The organism is Enterobacter sp. kpr-6, assembly GCF_900116015.1.
GTDB lineage: Bacteria > Pseudomonadota > Gammaproteobacteria > Enterobacterales > Enterobacteriaceae > Enterobacter_D.
The window spans coordinates 136751-150733 of the sequence record NZ_FOYH01000008.1; the positions used below are offsets into that span (position 1 = coordinate 136751).

Here is a 13983-nt window from a genome sequence, read left to right on the forward strand (position 1 = left end):
GTGCTGAACGATCCCCGTTTTACTGCCGAAGTGGCGCTCACCGTGCCCTTTCACGACGTCGATATGATGGGCGTGGTCTGGCATGGTAATTACTTTCGCTATTTTGAGATCGCCCGCGAAGCCCTGCTGAACCAGTTCAATTACGGCTACCGCCAGATGAAAGCATCCGGCTACGTCTGGCCGGTGGTGGACACCCGCGTGAAGTACCGCGATGTGCTGACGTTTGAGCAGGCGTTCCGCGTACAGGCGACGCTGGTGGAGTATGAAAACCGACTGAAAATTAACTACGCGATTTTCGATGCTGAAAGCGGCAAGCGCACCACCACCGGTTACACCATTCAGGTGGCCGTTGAGGAAGAGAGCAAAGCGCTGTGCTTCGTCAGCCCGGACATTTTGTTTGAACGTATGGGAGTCACGCCATGAAATGCTGGCCTTTACTTGCTCTGCTGGTAAGCCCGTTTGTCAGCGCGGTAACGCTCGATGAACTGCAACAGCGCTTTACCGACCAGCCGATTGTGCGCGCCCATTTTGAGCAAACGCGGGCGATTAAAGATCTGCCCCAGCCGCTGCGTTCGCAGGGTGAGATGCTCATCGCCCGCGACCAGGGACTGCTGTGGGATCAAAAATCCCCTTTCCCGATGCAGTTGTTGCTTGATGACACCCGCATGGTGCAGATCGTCAACGGCCAGTCGCCGCAGGTGATCACCGCGCAAAATAATCCGCAGATGTTCCAGTTTAATCACCTGCTGCGCGCCCTGTTCCAGGCCGACCGCAAGGTGCTGGAGCAAAACTTCCGCATTGATTTTCAGGACAAAGGAGACGGGCGCTGGTCGCTGTCGCTGACGCCCGTTACCACGCCGCTGGACAAAATTTTTGCCACCATCGATCTGGCCGGGCAGACCTATCTGGACAGCATCCGGCTCAATGACAAACAGGGCGACCGCACCGATATCGCTTTTTCCCAACACCGCTTAACGCCCGCCACGCTGACCGATGACGAACGCCAACGCTTTGCCGCGCACTAACCCCCGCGCCGCCATCGGCTGGGGCGTCGTCTGCCTGCTGCTACTGGTCGCGCTGATGCTGCTCTTACCGCAGGCGCGGCTCAACAGCAGCGTGCTGGCGATGCTGCCCAAACAGACGCTGGGGGCAATCCCGCCGGCGCTTAACGACGGCTTTATGCAGCGCCTCGATAAACAGGTGGTCTGGCTGGTCAGCCCTGGCAAGCAGGCCAATCCGACGGTGGCAAAACGCTGGCTGACGCTGCTTGCGCAATCCAGAGAACTGCGTGAAATCAAAGGCCCGATGGATGCACAAAGCCAGCAGCAATGGGGAGCGTTTTTCTTTACCCATCGTAACGGCCTGATTGACGCCGCAACCCGCGCGCGTCTGCAAAATGGCGGCGAGGCGCAGGCGCAGTGGGTGCTTTCTCAGCTTTACTCTGCGTTCTCAGGCGTCAGTGGCAAAGAGTTACAAAACGATCCTTTCATGCTGATGCGCGGCTCGCAGCTTGCGCTCTCCGCGAACGCCCAGCGTTTGCGGCTGGTCGACGGCTGGCTGGTGACGCAGGACGAGGCAGGCAATTTCTGGTATTTGCTGCACGGCGAGCTGGCGGGTGAGTCGTTTGATATGCAGCAGACGCATCAGTTTGTCAGCCGCCTCACTGAACTCGAAGCACAACTGAAAGCCGATTTCCCGCAGGCGCACATTCTGTCGCGCGGGACGGTGTTTTACAGCGATTACGCCAGCCAGCAGGCGAAGCAGGATGTTTCCACGCTCGGTGTGGCGACGATCTGCGGGCTTATCCTGCTGATTGTGGCGGTGTTTCGCTCAATCCGCCCGCTGCTGCTGTGCGTGATCTCCATCGCCACCGGCGCGCTGGCGGGCACCGTCGTCACGCTGCTGCTGTTCGGCGAACTGCACCTGATGACGCTGGTGATGAGCATGAGCGTCATCGGCATTTCCGCTGATTACACGCTCTACTACCTGACTGAACGCATGGTGCACGGCGCGGAAGCTTCCCCCTGGCAAAGCCTTGCGAAAGTGCGCAATGCGCTGTTGCTGGCGCTGCTGACCACGGTGGCCGCGTATCTGATCATGATGCTGGCTCCCTTCCCCGGCATCCGGCAAATGGCGGTGTTTGCGGCGGTCGGCTTAAGCGCCTCCTGCCTGACGGTGATCTTCTGGCATCCGTGGCTGGTGCGCGGTTTACCGGTGCGCCCGGTTCCGGCAATGGTCTTAATGCTGCGCTGGCTGGCGGCCTGGCGACGCAATAAAAAACTCATCCTGGGCCTGCCGATCGCGCTGGCGTTGCTGTCGCTGGCGGGCCTCACCCGGCTGCATGTGGACGATGACATTGCGCAGCTTCAGGCGCTGCCGCAGCACATTCTGGCTCAGGAAAAAGCGATCACCCGGCTGACCGGACAGAGTGTCGATCAGAAATGGTTTGTGGTGTATGGCGCGACAGCGCAGCAAACGCTGGAACGACTCGACGCGTTAATACCCGCGCTGCATCAGGCGCAGGCCGCAGGCGCGCTCAGCGGTTTCCGCACTATCCCGCTGAACTCGCTGGCGCGACAAAAACAGGATTTAACCCTGCTGCAAAACGCCGCGCCCGCCCTGTCCCGCGCGCTGCAAAGTACGGGCATGACGACGGTATCCCCTGACGTTCGCCCGATGGACGTCAGCGTGGAGTCCTGGCTTGAAAGTCCAGCCAGCGAGGGCTGGCGGCTGATGTGGCTGACGCTGCCCGGCGGTGAAAGCGGCGTGCTGGTGCCGGTGGAAGGCGTGAAACAGAGCGCTGAACTTCAGCGACTGGCGCAGGCGCACGACGGCGTGGCGTGGGTGGATCGAAAAAGTCATTTCGACGAACTCTTCGCACTGTACCGCACCATTCTCAGCGGGCTGCTGCTGGTGGCGCTGGCGGTGATCGCCTGCGGTGCAATAGTGCGCCTCGGCTGGCGGAAGGGGCTGATAAGCCTCGTGCCGTCGGTGCTGTCGCTCGGTTGCGGGTTGGCAGCGCTCACCCTCACAGGCCACGCGGTAAATCTGTTCTCCCTGCTGGCACTGGTGCTGGTGCTGGGGATCGGCATTAACTACACGCTGTTTTTTGGTAATCCGCGCGGCACACCGCTCACCTCATTGCTGGCGGTGACGCTGGCGATGCTGACCACGTTATTAACGCTGGGCATACTGGTGTTCAGCGCTACCCAGGCGATCAGCAGCTTTGGCATCGTGCTGGTCAGCGGGATTTTCACCGCCTTTTTGCTTTCCCCGCTGGCGATGCCCGGTAAACGAGAGAGAAAAAAATGAGACTACGCGACATTTTTCGCGCCAGCGCCCTGCTTGTGACGCTGATCCTGACGGGCTGTAGCCATTCCAGCAGCAACACGGACAACACCCGCCCCGAGGCCTGGCTGCAACCGGGCACCCGCGTGACGCTGCCCGCGCCGGGCATTACGCCTGCGGTCAATTCTCAGCAACTGCTGAGCGGGCGTTTCAACGGGCAAACCCAGTCGTTGCTGGTGATGCTCAGCGCCGATGAGAAAAAAATTACGCTTGCCGGGCTGTCGTCGGTGGGGATCCGGCTGTTTCTCGTCACCTACGACGAGCGCGGCATTCACACCGAACAGTCGATTGTGGTGCCGCAACTGCCGCCCGCAAGCCAGGTGCTGGCCGATGTGATGCTCAGCCACTGGCCAGTTGCCGCCTGGCAAAAACAGCTTCCGGCGGGCTGGACGCTTACCGATCGCGGCGACAAGCGCGAACTGCGTAACGCCGACGACGAGCTGGTGACAGAAATCACCTATCTGCAACGACACGGCAAGCGCGAGCCGATCAGCATTGAACAGCACGTGTATAAGTACCACATCACCATTCAATATCTGGGTGACTGAGATGATCTACTTTTCTGCCTTCGGCATGATTAACGCGCTGGGCCGCTCAAATGCGGAGATTGCCGCGAATCTGACGCGTGGTGTTGCGCCCGGTATGCAGCGGCGCGAAGGCTGGCTGCAACAGATCCCGGACGCCATGCTCGGCGGCGTGGACGGCGAACTGCCCGCCATTCCCGACGATTTTTCCGCCCACCGTTCGCGCAATAATCAATTACTGCTGGCGGCGCTGGCGCAGATCCAGCCTGCGGTCGATGACGCCATTGCCCGCTTTGGTCGCGACCGCGTGGCGGTGGTGCTCGGCACCAGCACCTCCGGGCTTGATGAAGGCGATAAGCACGTTGACCTGACGCTGAACGGTCACGCCAGTCCCCACTGGCAGTATGCACAGCAGGAACTGGGCGACCCGTCGCGCTTTTTAAGTCGCTGGCTGCAACTGGAAGGCCCGGCGTTTACCCTCTCCACCGCCTGTTCGTCGAGTGCGCGCGCCATTATCAGCGGGCGTCGTCTGATTGATGCCGGGCTTGCTGATGTGGCGATTGTCGGCGGCGCGGATACGCTCAGCCGGATGCCGGTTAACGGCTTTCACAGCCTGGAGTCGCTCTCCGCCTCGCTGTGCCAGCCTTTTGCGCGCGACCGCTGCGGGATCACCATTGGCGAAGGCGCAGCGCTGATGCTGCTGACCCGCGAGCCGCAGCCGCTGGCGGTGCTTGGCATTGGTGAATCCAGCGATGCGTATCATATTTCCGCCCCGCACCCGCAGGGCGTGGGCGCTACCCGGGCCATTGAGCAGGCACTGGCAGAGGCGGGCATGACGCCTGCCGACGTGGGTTACATCAACCTGCACGGCACCGCCACACCGCTTAACGATCAGATTGAATCCAGAGTGGTCAATGCGCTTTTTGGCGAGCAGACCCCATGCAGTTCCACCAAACATTTAACCGGGCACACGCTGGGGGCGGCAGGCATTACTGAGGCGGCGCTTAGCGCGCTGATCCTGCAAGAAAATTTACCGCTGCCGCCGCAGGATTTCAGCCGCTCGCCCTGGGACCCTGCGCTTCCGCCGTGCGGCATTCTCACGACCGCACAACCGCTGACGCGTCCGGTGATTTTATCCAACTCCTTCGCCTTTGGCGGGAACAACGCCAGCATACTGCTGGGGAGGACGGCATGACGCATTTACTCACGCCAGGGGAGTGTTTACCGCACGATGCCCCGATGCTGCTGCTTGAAGAGGTGGTGGACGTTACCGACGAGAGCGCTCATTGCCGCGTGTCGGTGAATCATCAGAGCGTACTCGCGCCCTTTCTCGACGCGCAGGGCGCGCTGCCAGGCTGGTACGCCCTGGAGCTGATGGCCCAGACCGTTGGCGTCTGGTCTGGCTGGCACCGGCACCATCGCGGCCAGGGAAGCATCACCCTCGGCATGGTGCTTGGCGCGCGCGAACTGGTTTGCGCGGCGGGTGCTTTTCCCGCGAACGCCACGCTGGATATCCAAGTTAACCTGCTGATGCAGGACGACCGTTTCGGCAGCTTTGACTGCACTATCAGCGCGGGCGGCGAGCCGCTGGCGACCGGGCGGGTGAATACCTTCCAGCCCACCGAAGACGAATTAGCCACACTTTTTAATCCGGGAGTCACCCCATGAGCCGTTCCGTTCTGATCACCGGTGCCAGCAAAGGCATTGGTCGCGCCATCGCCCTTCAGCTTGCCGCAGACGGCTTTACCATCGGCGTGCATTATCACCGCGACGAGGCGGGCGCGCAGGAGACACTGAGCCGTATTATCGCGGCGGGTGGACAGGGGCGGCTGCTCGGCTTTGACGTCGGCAACCGCGAGCAGTGCCGTGACATTTTAGAGCAGGATATGGCGGAGCACGGCGCGTGGTACGGCGTGGTCAGCAATGCGGGCATTACCCGCGACGCCGCTTTCCCGGCCCTCACCGACGACGACTGGGACGCGGTGATCCATACCAATCTCGACAGCTTTTATAACGTGATTAAGCCCTGCATTATGCCGATGATCGGCGCACGCCAGGGCGGTCGCATTATTACGCTCTCCTCCGTTTCCGGGATAATGGGCAACCGTGGACAGGTGAATTACAGCGCGGCCAAAGCCGGGATCATCGGCGCGACCAAAGCGCTGGCGATTGAACTGGCGAAGCGCAAAATCACCGTTAACTGCATTGCGCCGGGGCTTATTGATACCGGCATGATCGACATGGAAGAGACGGCACTCAAAGAGGCGATGTCGATGATCCCGATGAAACGCATGGGCCAGGCACAGGAAGTCGCCGGGCTCGCCAGCTATTTAATGTCGGACATTGCGGGGTATGTGACCCGCCAGGTTATTTCCATCAATGGAGGGATGCTATGACACGTCGTGTCGTCATTACAGGGATGGGCGGTGTCACCGCCTTCGGTCAGAGCTGGGAGGACGTTTCCCGTCGTCTGCTGACTTACGAAAACGCCGTGCGCAAAATGCCCGAATGGCAGATTTATGCCGGACTGCATACGCTACTGGGCGCGCCGATCGACGACTTTACGCTGCCGGAGCACTATACGCGTAAGCGCATCCGCGCCATGGGCCGCGTGTCTCTGATGTCCACCCGCGCCTCTGAACTGGCGCTGGAGCAGGCCGGGCTGATCGGCGATCCGGTGCTGACCAACGGGGAAACCGGCATTGCCTATGGTTCTTCCACTGGCAGCACCGGCCCGGTGAGCGAGTTCGCCACCATGCTCACTGAAAAACACACCAATAACATCACCGGGACCACCTACGTGCAGATGATGCCGCACACCACGGCGGTGAATACTGGCCTGTTCTTCGGCCTGCGCGGGCGCGTGATCCCGACTTCCAGCGCCTGCACTTCCGGTAGCCAGGCGATTGGCTATGCCTGGGAAGCGATTCGCCACGGTTATCAGACGGTGATGGTGGCGGGCGGTGCGGAAGAGTTATGCCCGTCGGAAGCGGCCGTCTTTGATACCCTGTTCGCTACCAGCCAGCGCAATGATTCCCCCTCCACCACGCCCGCGCCGTTTGATGCGCAGCGCGACGGACTGGTGATCGGCGAAGGGGCTGGTACGCTGGTGCTTGAAGAACTGGAGCACGCTCGCGCTCGCGGGGCGACCATTTACGGTGAAATCGTCGGCTTTGCCACCAACTGCGATGCGGCGCACATCACCCAGCCACAGCGCGAAACCATGCAGATTTGCATGGAAAAATCCCTGCACAGTGCGGGACTTAGCGCGCGGGATATCGGCTATATTTCCGCGCACGGTACGGCCACCGAACGGGGAGACATTGCAGAAAGTCAGGCCACCGCCGCCATTTTCGGTGATAATGTCCCGGTCTCTTCGCTAAAAAGTTATTTCGGTCATACCCTGGGTGCCTGCGGTGCGCTGGAAGCCTGGATGAGCCTGCAAATGATGCGCGAAGGCTGGTTTGCGCCTACGCTAAACCTGAAGACGCCGGACGATGCGTGCGGCGCGCTGGACTACATCATGGGTGAAGCACGTCGCATCGATTGCGAATACTTGCAAAGCAACAACTTTGCTTTCGGCGGCATTAACACCTCGATCATTATCAAACGCTGGGTTTAAGCATGTACCGAGTAGTTCGCGGTAAAATTTCGACATTAAGCGCGGGTGAGTTTTCTCCTGCGCTCATTTCACAGGCCCCACAGGGCGCACGACGGGCAAGCTGGCTTGCCGGGCGCGCGCTGCTGTCCCGACTCTTTTCGCCGCTGCCGGACCTGGTTTATAGCGAGCAGGGAAAGCCGCGTTTTGCCGACCGTAACGAGTGGTCATTCAGCCTCAGTCACAGCGGGGATGACATCGCCATACTGTTAAGCGATGAAGGTGAAGTCGGTTGCGATCTGGAAGTGATCCGCCCGCGTGCCAACTGGCAGGCGCTGGCAAATGCAGTATTCAGCAATGCTGAACATGCTGAACTGGAACGCACGCCAGCCGAGCAACAACTCACCGTTTTCTGGCACATCTGGACGCGCAAAGAAGCCATTGTGAAACAGCGCGGCGGTAGCGCCTGGCAAATCGTCAGTGTCGACAGCTATAAGCTCATCGACGTTTCCCTCAGCCACTGCCAGCTCGACACACTCAGCCTGGCCGTCTGCACCCCTACCCCTTTCTCCCTGACGGCTGCGGATGTGCAGGTGCTGGGGTAAACCCTTGCTCGCCCCACCCACCTGCTACGCTTAACGATCTAACGAATAATTCATTACGATCGGGAGCGGAAAATGAAAATCGATTTAACGGGAAAAGTGGCGCTGGTGACGGCGTCAACAGGCGGGATTGGTTTTGCTATTGCCCGTGGTCTGGCGGAAAGCGGCGCGGAAGTGATCGTCAACGGACGCAGCGAAAGCTCGGTGAATAAGGGAATTCAGAACTTACAGCAGGTGGTTCCGGGCGTGGCGGTGCGTGCAGCCATTGCCGATTTGAGCACCCCGGAAGGGGTGGCGTCGCTACTACAGGTGGCAGCGAACGTCGATATTCTGGTGAATAACGCCGGGATTTACGGGCCGCAGGATTTCTACTCTACCGATGATGAGACCTGGGATAATTACTGGCATACCAACGTGATGTCCGGCGTGCGGCTTTCCCGCGCGTTGCTGCCCGGGATGGTGCAAAAAGGCTGGGGACGCGTGGTGTTTATCTCCTCGGAATCCGCGCTCAATATCCCGTCGGATATGATCCACTACGGTGTGACCAAAACCGCGCAGCTCTCGCTCGCTCGCGGGCTGGCGAAATTCGTGGCGGGCAGCGGTGTCACGGTCAACAGCGTGTTGCCGGGCCCAACGCTGTCCGATGGCTTTGCTGAGATGATGAAAGATGAGATGGAGCGCACCGGCAAGTCGCTGGAAACTCTGGCGAAAGAGTTTGTGATGACGAACCGCCCAGGGTCGGTGATCCAGCGTGCCGCCACGGTGGACGAAGTCGCGAACATGGTGGTGTACGTCTGCTCGCAACAGGCCTCAGCCACATCCGGCGCGGCACTGCGCGTTGATGGCGGCGTGGTGGACGATATCGTTTAACGTACCGCCCGTTTTATTGCGGATGACGGTTTTCACTCAGCGCCTGCGCGCACGCCCAGGCGCTGGCCCATGCCCACTGGAAGTTATAGCCGCCTAACCAGCCGGTCACATCCATCACTTCGCCGATGAAATAAAGCCCCGGTACGTTGCGGGCTTCCATGGTGCGTGACGACAGCTCATGAGTATCCACGCCGCCGAGAGTGACTTCCGCCGTGCGGTAGCCTTCGGTGCCGTTGGGCTGCACGCGCCACTGCGTCAGGGTGTCGATCAACGTCTGCTGATCGCGGGCATTAAGCTGTTTGAGCGTGACGTCCGGGATTTGCCCGAGCAGTTGTAAGCACTCGATCAACCGCTTCGGCAACTGCATCGCCAGCGTATTTTTCAGGCTCTGGTTTGGATGCGCGGTGCGTTGCTCGTTCAGGAAAGCGTCAGGATCGCATTCCGGCAGCAAATTAATGGTGACGAACTCACCCGGCAACCAGTAGCTGGAAATCTGTAAAATCGCCGGGCCGGAGAGACCGCGGTGAGTAAAGAGCAGGTTTTCGCGGAAAACGGTGCCGTCTTCGGCGGTGATAACCGATGGAACCGACACCCCGGAAAGCACCTGGAGCTGCTCGAGCAGGGGTTTATGCAGCGTAAACGGCACCAGCCCGGCCCGGGTCGGCAGTACTTTCAGACCAAACTGTTCGGCAATCTTATAGCCAAACGGCGTCGCGCCCAGCCCGGGCATCGACAGCCCGCCGCTGGCAATCACCAGCGCTTTGCCGCTGACCGTTTCACCGTTCAGTTGTAACGTATAACCGTCGTCATCGCGGGTGACGTCCAGCACTTCGCTGCGCAGCCGGGTGGTGACATTGCCCTTTGTACATTCTGCCACCAGCAGATCCACAATCTGTTGCGCCGAGTCATCACAGAAAAGCTGGCCGAGTGTCTTCTCATGCCACGCAATACCGTGCTTGCCGACCAGATCGATGAAATCCCACTGGGTATAACGCGCCAGTGCAGATTTGCAAAAATGCGGGTTCTGGCTCAAATAGGCCGCGGGTTCGACATAAAGGTTAGTAAAGTTGCAGCGACCGCCGCCAGACATCAGGATCTTGCGTCCCGGTTTTTTGCCATTATCCAGCAACAGCACACGGCAACCTGCCTGTCCGGCCTGCGCGGCACAGAACATACCAGCCGCACCGGCACCAATAATGATGGCATCAAACCTTTCCACACGACGATCCTCTTAAATAATGAGCGGCGGATTGTAAATATTCAGCGCTGGTCGCACCAGCACAAATATGACAAATCGATGATATTTAATTGAAATTTATAAGATAATTGTTTTTCTTCACGTGTAAGTGCAGGAGAAACGGCAAAAAAAGTCTATATTTCACTTTGCCCACGCTGCCTTTGTCCACGATAATGCGCCGCGTTCATGACCTCAAAAACGGCGTCACGTCTATGCTACATTTATTTGCAGGCCTGGATTTACATACCGGGTTGTTACTTTTACTTGCTCTGGCATTTGTTCTGTTTTACGAAGCTATCAACGGCTTCCACGATACCGCGAACGCGGTTGCAACGGTGATCTACACTCGCGCCATGCGCTCACAGCTCGCTGTTGTTATGGCGGCGGTATTTAACTTCTTCGGCGTATTGCTTGGCGGGCTGAGTGTAGCCTATGCCATTGTGCATATGCTGCCAACCGATCTCCTGCTCAACGTCAGTTCCGCTCATGGCCTCGCCATGGTGTTCTCGATGCTGCTGGCGGCGATTATCTGGAACCTGGGCACCTGGTATTTCGGTCTGCCTGCGTCCAGCTCACACACGCTGATTGGCGCGATTATCGGGATTGGTTTAACCAATGCGCTGATGACCGGCTCCTCCGTTGTGGATGCGCTGAACATTCCAAAAGTGATCAATATCTTCGCTTCGCTTATCCTCTCCCCCATCGTCGGGCTGGTGTTTGCGGGCGGTCTGATCTTTTTGCTGCGCCGCTTCTGGAACGGCAGCAAGAAGCGTGACCGTATCCATATGACCCCTGCTGAACGTGAAAAGAAAGACGGTAAGAAAAAGCCGCCGTTCTGGACGCGTATCGCACTGATTTTGTCCGCCATCGGCGTGAGCTTCTCACACGGTGCGAATGACGGTCAGAAAGGCATTGGCCTGATCATGCTGGTGCTGATTGGCGTGGCACCGGCGGGCTTCGTGGTGAACATGAATGCCTCCGGCTACGACATCACCCGTACCCGTGACGCGGTGAACAACGTTGAAACTTACTTCCAGCAGCATCCTGCGCTGCTGCAAAAAGTGACGGGTGCCACCCCTGCCATTCCGACACCGGAAGATATCGCGACGAAACCTAACGAGTTCCATTGCCATCCGGGACGCGCTGTTACCGCGCTGGATACGGCAAAAGCGATGCTGACGAACATCGAAAGCTACGACAAACTGCCGGTTGAGCAGCGTGGCCAGTTGCGTCGCATCCTGCTGTGCATCTCGGATATCACTGACAAAGTCGCTAAACAGCCGGATGTCAGCCTTGACGATCAGCGTCTGCTGAAGAAGCTGAAAGGCGATATGCTGAGCACCATCGAATACGCACCGGTCTGGATCATTATGGCTGTCGCACTGGCGCTGGGCCTGGGTACGATGATCGGCTGGCGTCGCGTGGCGACCACTATCGGTGAAAAAATCGGTAAGAAAGGTATGACCTACGCGCAGGGCATGTCTGCCCAGATGACGGCGGCGGTCTCTATCGGTCTGGCGAGTTATACCGGGATGCCGGTTTCCACCACTCACGTGCTCTCCTCGTCAGTGGCGGGTACGATGATCGTGGACGGCGGTGGTCTGCAAAGAAAAACCGTCACCAACATTTTAATGGCCTGGGTGTTTACGCTGCCCGCGTCCATTCTGATGTCAGGTGGGCTGTACTGGATTGCGCTGAAGCTGATTTAAGCGCGGTTGCAGAGACAAAAAAAGCGGGTCAGGAAACTGGCCCGCTTTTTTTATGGTGGGTAATCAGTGCCAGATCATCAGGGCAATCATACTCACGACAACCAGGCCACACAGGGCGCTGGTTAACAGGAACTGACGACGCAGGCGTTCGCAGCGACGAATAAATTCATCGTCGTGGTGATCCAGATAACGCTGGTAGTAGATATAGCCAACCAGCCGCATCTGTTTGCTGGGCTGTCCATGCGAGGTGAAAAAGCCTCCCCCATCCACATACTGATAGAGCAAAGGATCGCAACCACGAAGTACCACTAACAATGCGCGTAATGATGAGAAGTAACGCGCCATGTTGACCACACAAACGACACATAAAGCCCAGAACAGCGCGACGGTGCTGACCATACCCCCTCCCCGGCGGCTGCCACGGGAAAGGCCCCGGACTACCGCTCCGCGATACTCAGCTAAACAGTTCAGTGAAGCGTGTTACGATTAACCGACAGGGATCACATTTATTTATCCGAGCGGCTCCTCTAATAGTGTAGGAGATCAGTTAATTTTTTTACCACAACGTTAACGCTTATCGCTGCTTTCTAATGCATTTTTTGTTGTATTAAACCGTGACCTCTGCGGATTGACGTCAGGATTTGAGCGTTATAAGGTAGAAATATCTTCTACAATTAAACCCTTAGAACGGGCATTACCCGCGCAAGTGGTACGCAGGACGCGGGGACACAAAGCGGCGCTTAACGGCTGCTATCCCGATGGTAATCGACAACTTATGGAAGGAGTAACACTATGGCTTACACACATATCCTCATCGCGGTCGATCTTTCCCCTGAGAGCAAAGTGCTGGTTGAAAAAGCGGTTTCAATGGCACGCCCTTACAACGCAAAGGTTTCGCTGATTCATGTCGATGTGAATTACTCCGATCTTTATACCGGTCTTATCGACGTTAACCTTGGCGACATGCAAAAACGCATTTCTGAAGAGACCCACAACGCACTGACTGAGCTTTCGACTAATGCGGGTTACCCGATCACGGAAACCCTGAGCGGTAGCGGCGATCTGGGTCAGGTACTGGTTGATGCCATTAAGAAATATGATATGGATTTGGTGGTCTGCGGCCACCATCAGGATTTCTGGAGCAAGCTGATGTCGTCTGCGCGCCAGCTTATCAACACGGTTCATGTTGATATGCTGATTGTTCCGCTGCGTGACGAAGAAGACGAGTAAGGATTACCCCTCGCCCTAACCCTCTCCCACGGGGAGAGGGGACAGATCGAGCTTGCGTTGAGGCCGCTGTTCCCCCCTCTCCCTCAGGGAGAGGGCGGGGGTGAGGGTGGTTTACTCCGCCGTCCCCGGATAAATATCAAACCGGTGTCCCTTCGTCACCACGGCGTTCGGCGTTGCAACGCCTGCGAGCGGGGGTGCATAGTCCGGGCGCTTCACCACCACGCGTTTCGTGGCAAGTTTACAGGCAGGCTCTAACAGACCATCAGCGTCCAGATCCGGCCCCACCAGCGACTGAAATACCCGCATCTCTTTTTTCACCAGCGCGCTTTTCTGCTTATGCGGAAACATCGGATCGAGATAGACCACCTGCGGGCGCGGGGTAATCTCACCCAGCGATGTCAGGCTCGACGCATGAATAAGCTGTAGCCGCTCCTGCAGCCAGCCGCCGATCTCCGCATCGGCATAACCGCGAGTAAGACCGTCATCCAGCAGGGCCGCCACAACCGGATTGCGCTCCAGCATCCGCACCCGGCAGCCAATCGACGCCAGCACGAATGCATCGCGCCCCAGGCCCGCGGTCGCATCCACCACATCCGGCAGATAACTGCCCTTCACGCCCACCGCTTTTGCCACCGCTTCGCCGCGTCCACCGCCGAATTTGCGCCGGTGCGCCATTGCACCCTCAACAAAATCCACGAAGATGCCGCCAAGTTTTGGCTCATCGCGCTTACGCAATTCCAGATGTTCCGGCGTCATAACCAGCGCCATCAGGTTTTCGGGATCGTGCGCCAGCCCCCAGCGGATAGCCAGAACAGATAAGGCACCGTCTCCGGTGCCTGTTTCATCAATCAGACAGATTTTCACC

15 protein-coding genes are annotated in these 13983 nt (G+C 58.4%); 12 read left to right on the forward strand and 3 right to left on the reverse strand.

Annotation, left to right across the window (positions count from 1 at the left end; translation table 11 throughout):
- The 10 genes from BM373_RS17480 to BM373_RS17525 all read left to right on the forward strand — a co-directional run bounded on the left by BM373_RS17480 (position 1) and on the right by BM373_RS17525 (position 8942).
- Positions 1-423, forward strand: a complete 423-nt coding sequence (locus tag BM373_RS17480) for an acyl-CoA thioesterase (protein WP_090464249.1) — start codon at positions 1-3, stop codon at positions 421-423.
- Positions 420-1025: an outer membrane lipoprotein carrier protein LolA gene (locus tag BM373_RS17485; protein WP_090464252.1), complete on the forward strand. Its 606-nt coding sequence runs from the start codon at positions 420-422 to the stop codon at positions 1023-1025. The genes BM373_RS17480 and BM373_RS17485 overlap by 4 nt, the downstream gene beginning before the upstream one ends.
- Positions 994-3312: an MMPL family transporter gene (locus BM373_RS17490; protein WP_090464254.1), complete on the forward strand. Its 2319-nt coding sequence runs from the start codon at positions 994-996 to the stop codon at positions 3310-3312. Before BM373_RS17485 ends, BM373_RS17490 begins: the two co-directional genes overlap by 32 nt.
- Positions 3309-3896, forward strand: a complete 588-nt coding sequence (locus tag BM373_RS17495; RefSeq protein ID WP_090464257.1) for a DUF3261 domain-containing protein — start codon at positions 3309-3311, stop codon at positions 3894-3896. Before BM373_RS17490 ends, BM373_RS17495 begins: the two co-directional genes overlap by 4 nt.
- A gap of 1 nt (position 3897) precedes the next feature.
- Positions 3898-5067 carry a beta-ketoacyl-[acyl-carrier-protein] synthase family protein gene (locus BM373_RS17500; RefSeq protein ID WP_090464260.1) on the forward strand — a complete coding sequence of 390 codons (1170 nt, stop codon included), beginning with the start codon at positions 3898-3900 and terminating at the stop codon, positions 5065-5067.
- On the forward strand, positions 5064-5540 hold the full coding sequence (locus tag BM373_RS17505) for a hotdog family protein (RefSeq protein WP_090464263.1): 477 nt from the start codon (positions 5064-5066) through the stop codon (positions 5538-5540). Before BM373_RS17500 ends, BM373_RS17505 begins: the two co-directional genes overlap by 4 nt.
- Entirely contained in the window at positions 5537-6268 is a 732-nt protein-coding gene (locus BM373_RS17510) for a 3-ketoacyl-ACP reductase FabG2 (RefSeq protein ID WP_090464266.1), read from the forward strand. The genes BM373_RS17505 and BM373_RS17510 overlap by 4 nt, the downstream gene beginning before the upstream one ends.
- Positions 6265-7494 carry a beta-ketoacyl-ACP synthase gene (locus BM373_RS17515; protein WP_090464269.1) on the forward strand — a complete coding sequence of 410 codons (1230 nt, stop codon included), beginning with the start codon at positions 6265-6267 and terminating at the stop codon, positions 7492-7494. Before BM373_RS17510 ends, BM373_RS17515 begins: the two co-directional genes overlap by 4 nt.
- Before the next feature lie 2 nt (positions 7495-7496).
- Positions 7497-8075: a 4'-phosphopantetheinyl transferase AcpT gene (gene acpT / locus BM373_RS17520; protein ID WP_090464272.1), complete on the forward strand. Its 579-nt coding sequence runs from the start codon at positions 7497-7499 to the stop codon at positions 8073-8075.
- Positions 8076-8147: 72 nt separating this feature from the next.
- Positions 8148-8942 (forward strand): SDR family NAD(P)-dependent oxidoreductase, encoded by a 795-nt coding sequence (locus BM373_RS17525; protein WP_090464275.1) that lies wholly within the window; start codon positions 8148-8150, stop codon positions 8940-8942.
- A gap of 13 nt (positions 8943-8955) precedes the next feature.
- Here BM373_RS17525 and BM373_RS17530 read toward each other — a convergent pair whose 3' ends face one another.
- The gene (locus BM373_RS17530) at positions 8956-10161 is read right to left on the reverse strand and encodes a BaiN/RdsA family NAD(P)/FAD-dependent oxidoreductase (protein ID WP_090464278.1); all 1206 of its coding nucleotides are present in this window, start codon (positions 10159-10161) and stop codon (positions 8956-8958) included.
- Positions 10162-10391: 230 nt separating this feature from the next.
- Here BM373_RS17530 and pitA point away from each other — a divergent pair, with 230 nt between their 5' ends.
- Positions 10392-11888, forward strand: coding sequence for an inorganic phosphate transporter PitA (pitA, locus tag BM373_RS17535; RefSeq protein ID WP_090464279.1), 1497 nt, complete (start codon positions 10392-10394; stop codon positions 11886-11888).
- Between the two features lie 63 nt (positions 11889-11951).
- Here pitA and uspB read toward each other — a convergent pair whose 3' ends face one another.
- On the reverse strand, positions 11952-12287 hold the full coding sequence (uspB, locus tag BM373_RS17540; RefSeq protein WP_090464282.1) for a universal stress protein UspB: 336 nt from the start codon (positions 12285-12287) through the stop codon (positions 11952-11954).
- Positions 12288-12680: 393 nt separating this feature from the next.
- Between uspB and uspA the strand changes: the two genes are divergently transcribed.
- Positions 12681-13118, forward strand: a complete 438-nt coding sequence (uspA, locus tag BM373_RS17545; protein ID WP_090464283.1) for a universal stress protein UspA — start codon at positions 12681-12683, stop codon at positions 13116-13118.
- A 111-nt stretch (positions 13119-13229) separates the two neighbouring features.
- On the opposite strand, the gene rsmJ is transcribed toward uspA, so the two are convergent.
- Complete coding sequence (rsmJ, locus tag BM373_RS17550) at positions 13230-13982, reverse strand: 16S rRNA (guanine(1516)-N(2))-methyltransferase RsmJ (protein ID WP_090464287.1); 753 nt, start codon at positions 13980-13982, stop codon at positions 13230-13232.
- Position 13983 lies beyond the last annotated feature (1 nt).

What these genes read in the sequence shown, in the direction of transcription:
- BM373_RS17485 (WP_090464252.1), top strand. Translation starts at nt 420, where the DNA reads ATGAAATGCTGGCCTTTACTTGCTCTGCTGGTAAGCCCGTTTGTCAGC.
- BM373_RS17490 (WP_090464254.1), top strand. Translation starts at nt 994, where the DNA reads ATGACGAACGCCAACGCTTTGCCGCGCACTAACCCCCGCGCCGCCATC.
- BM373_RS17495 (WP_090464257.1), top strand. Translation starts at nt 3,309, where the DNA reads ATGAGACTACGCGACATTTTTCGCGCCAGCGCCCTGCTTGTGACGCTG.
- BM373_RS17500 (WP_090464260.1), top strand. Translation starts at nt 3,898, where the DNA reads ATGATCTACTTTTCTGCCTTCGGCATGATTAACGCGCTGGGCCGCTCA.
- BM373_RS17505 (WP_090464263.1), top strand. Translation starts at nt 5,064, where the DNA reads ATGACGCATTTACTCACGCCAGGGGAGTGTTTACCGCACGATGCCCCG.
- BM373_RS17510 (WP_090464266.1), top strand. Translation starts at nt 5,537, where the DNA reads ATGAGCCGTTCCGTTCTGATCACCGGTGCCAGCAAAGGCATTGGTCGC.
- BM373_RS17515 (WP_090464269.1), top strand. Translation starts at nt 6,265, where the DNA reads ATGACACGTCGTGTCGTCATTACAGGGATGGGCGGTGTCACCGCCTTC.
- acpT (WP_090464272.1), top strand. Translation starts at nt 7,497, where the DNA reads ATGTACCGAGTAGTTCGCGGTAAAATTTCGACATTAAGCGCGGGTGAG.
- BM373_RS17525 (WP_090464275.1), top strand. Translation starts at nt 8,148, where the DNA reads ATGAAAATCGATTTAACGGGAAAAGTGGCGCTGGTGACGGCGTCAACA.
- pitA (WP_090464279.1), top strand. Translation starts at nt 10,392, where the DNA reads ATGCTACATTTATTTGCAGGCCTGGATTTACATACCGGGTTGTTACTT.
- uspB (WP_090464282.1), bottom strand. Translation starts at nt 12,287, where the DNA reads ATGGTCAGCACCGTCGCGCTGTTCTGGGCTTTATGTGTCGTTTGTGTG.
- uspA (WP_090464283.1), top strand. Translation starts at nt 12,681, where the DNA reads ATGGCTTACACACATATCCTCATCGCGGTCGATCTTTCCCCTGAGAGC.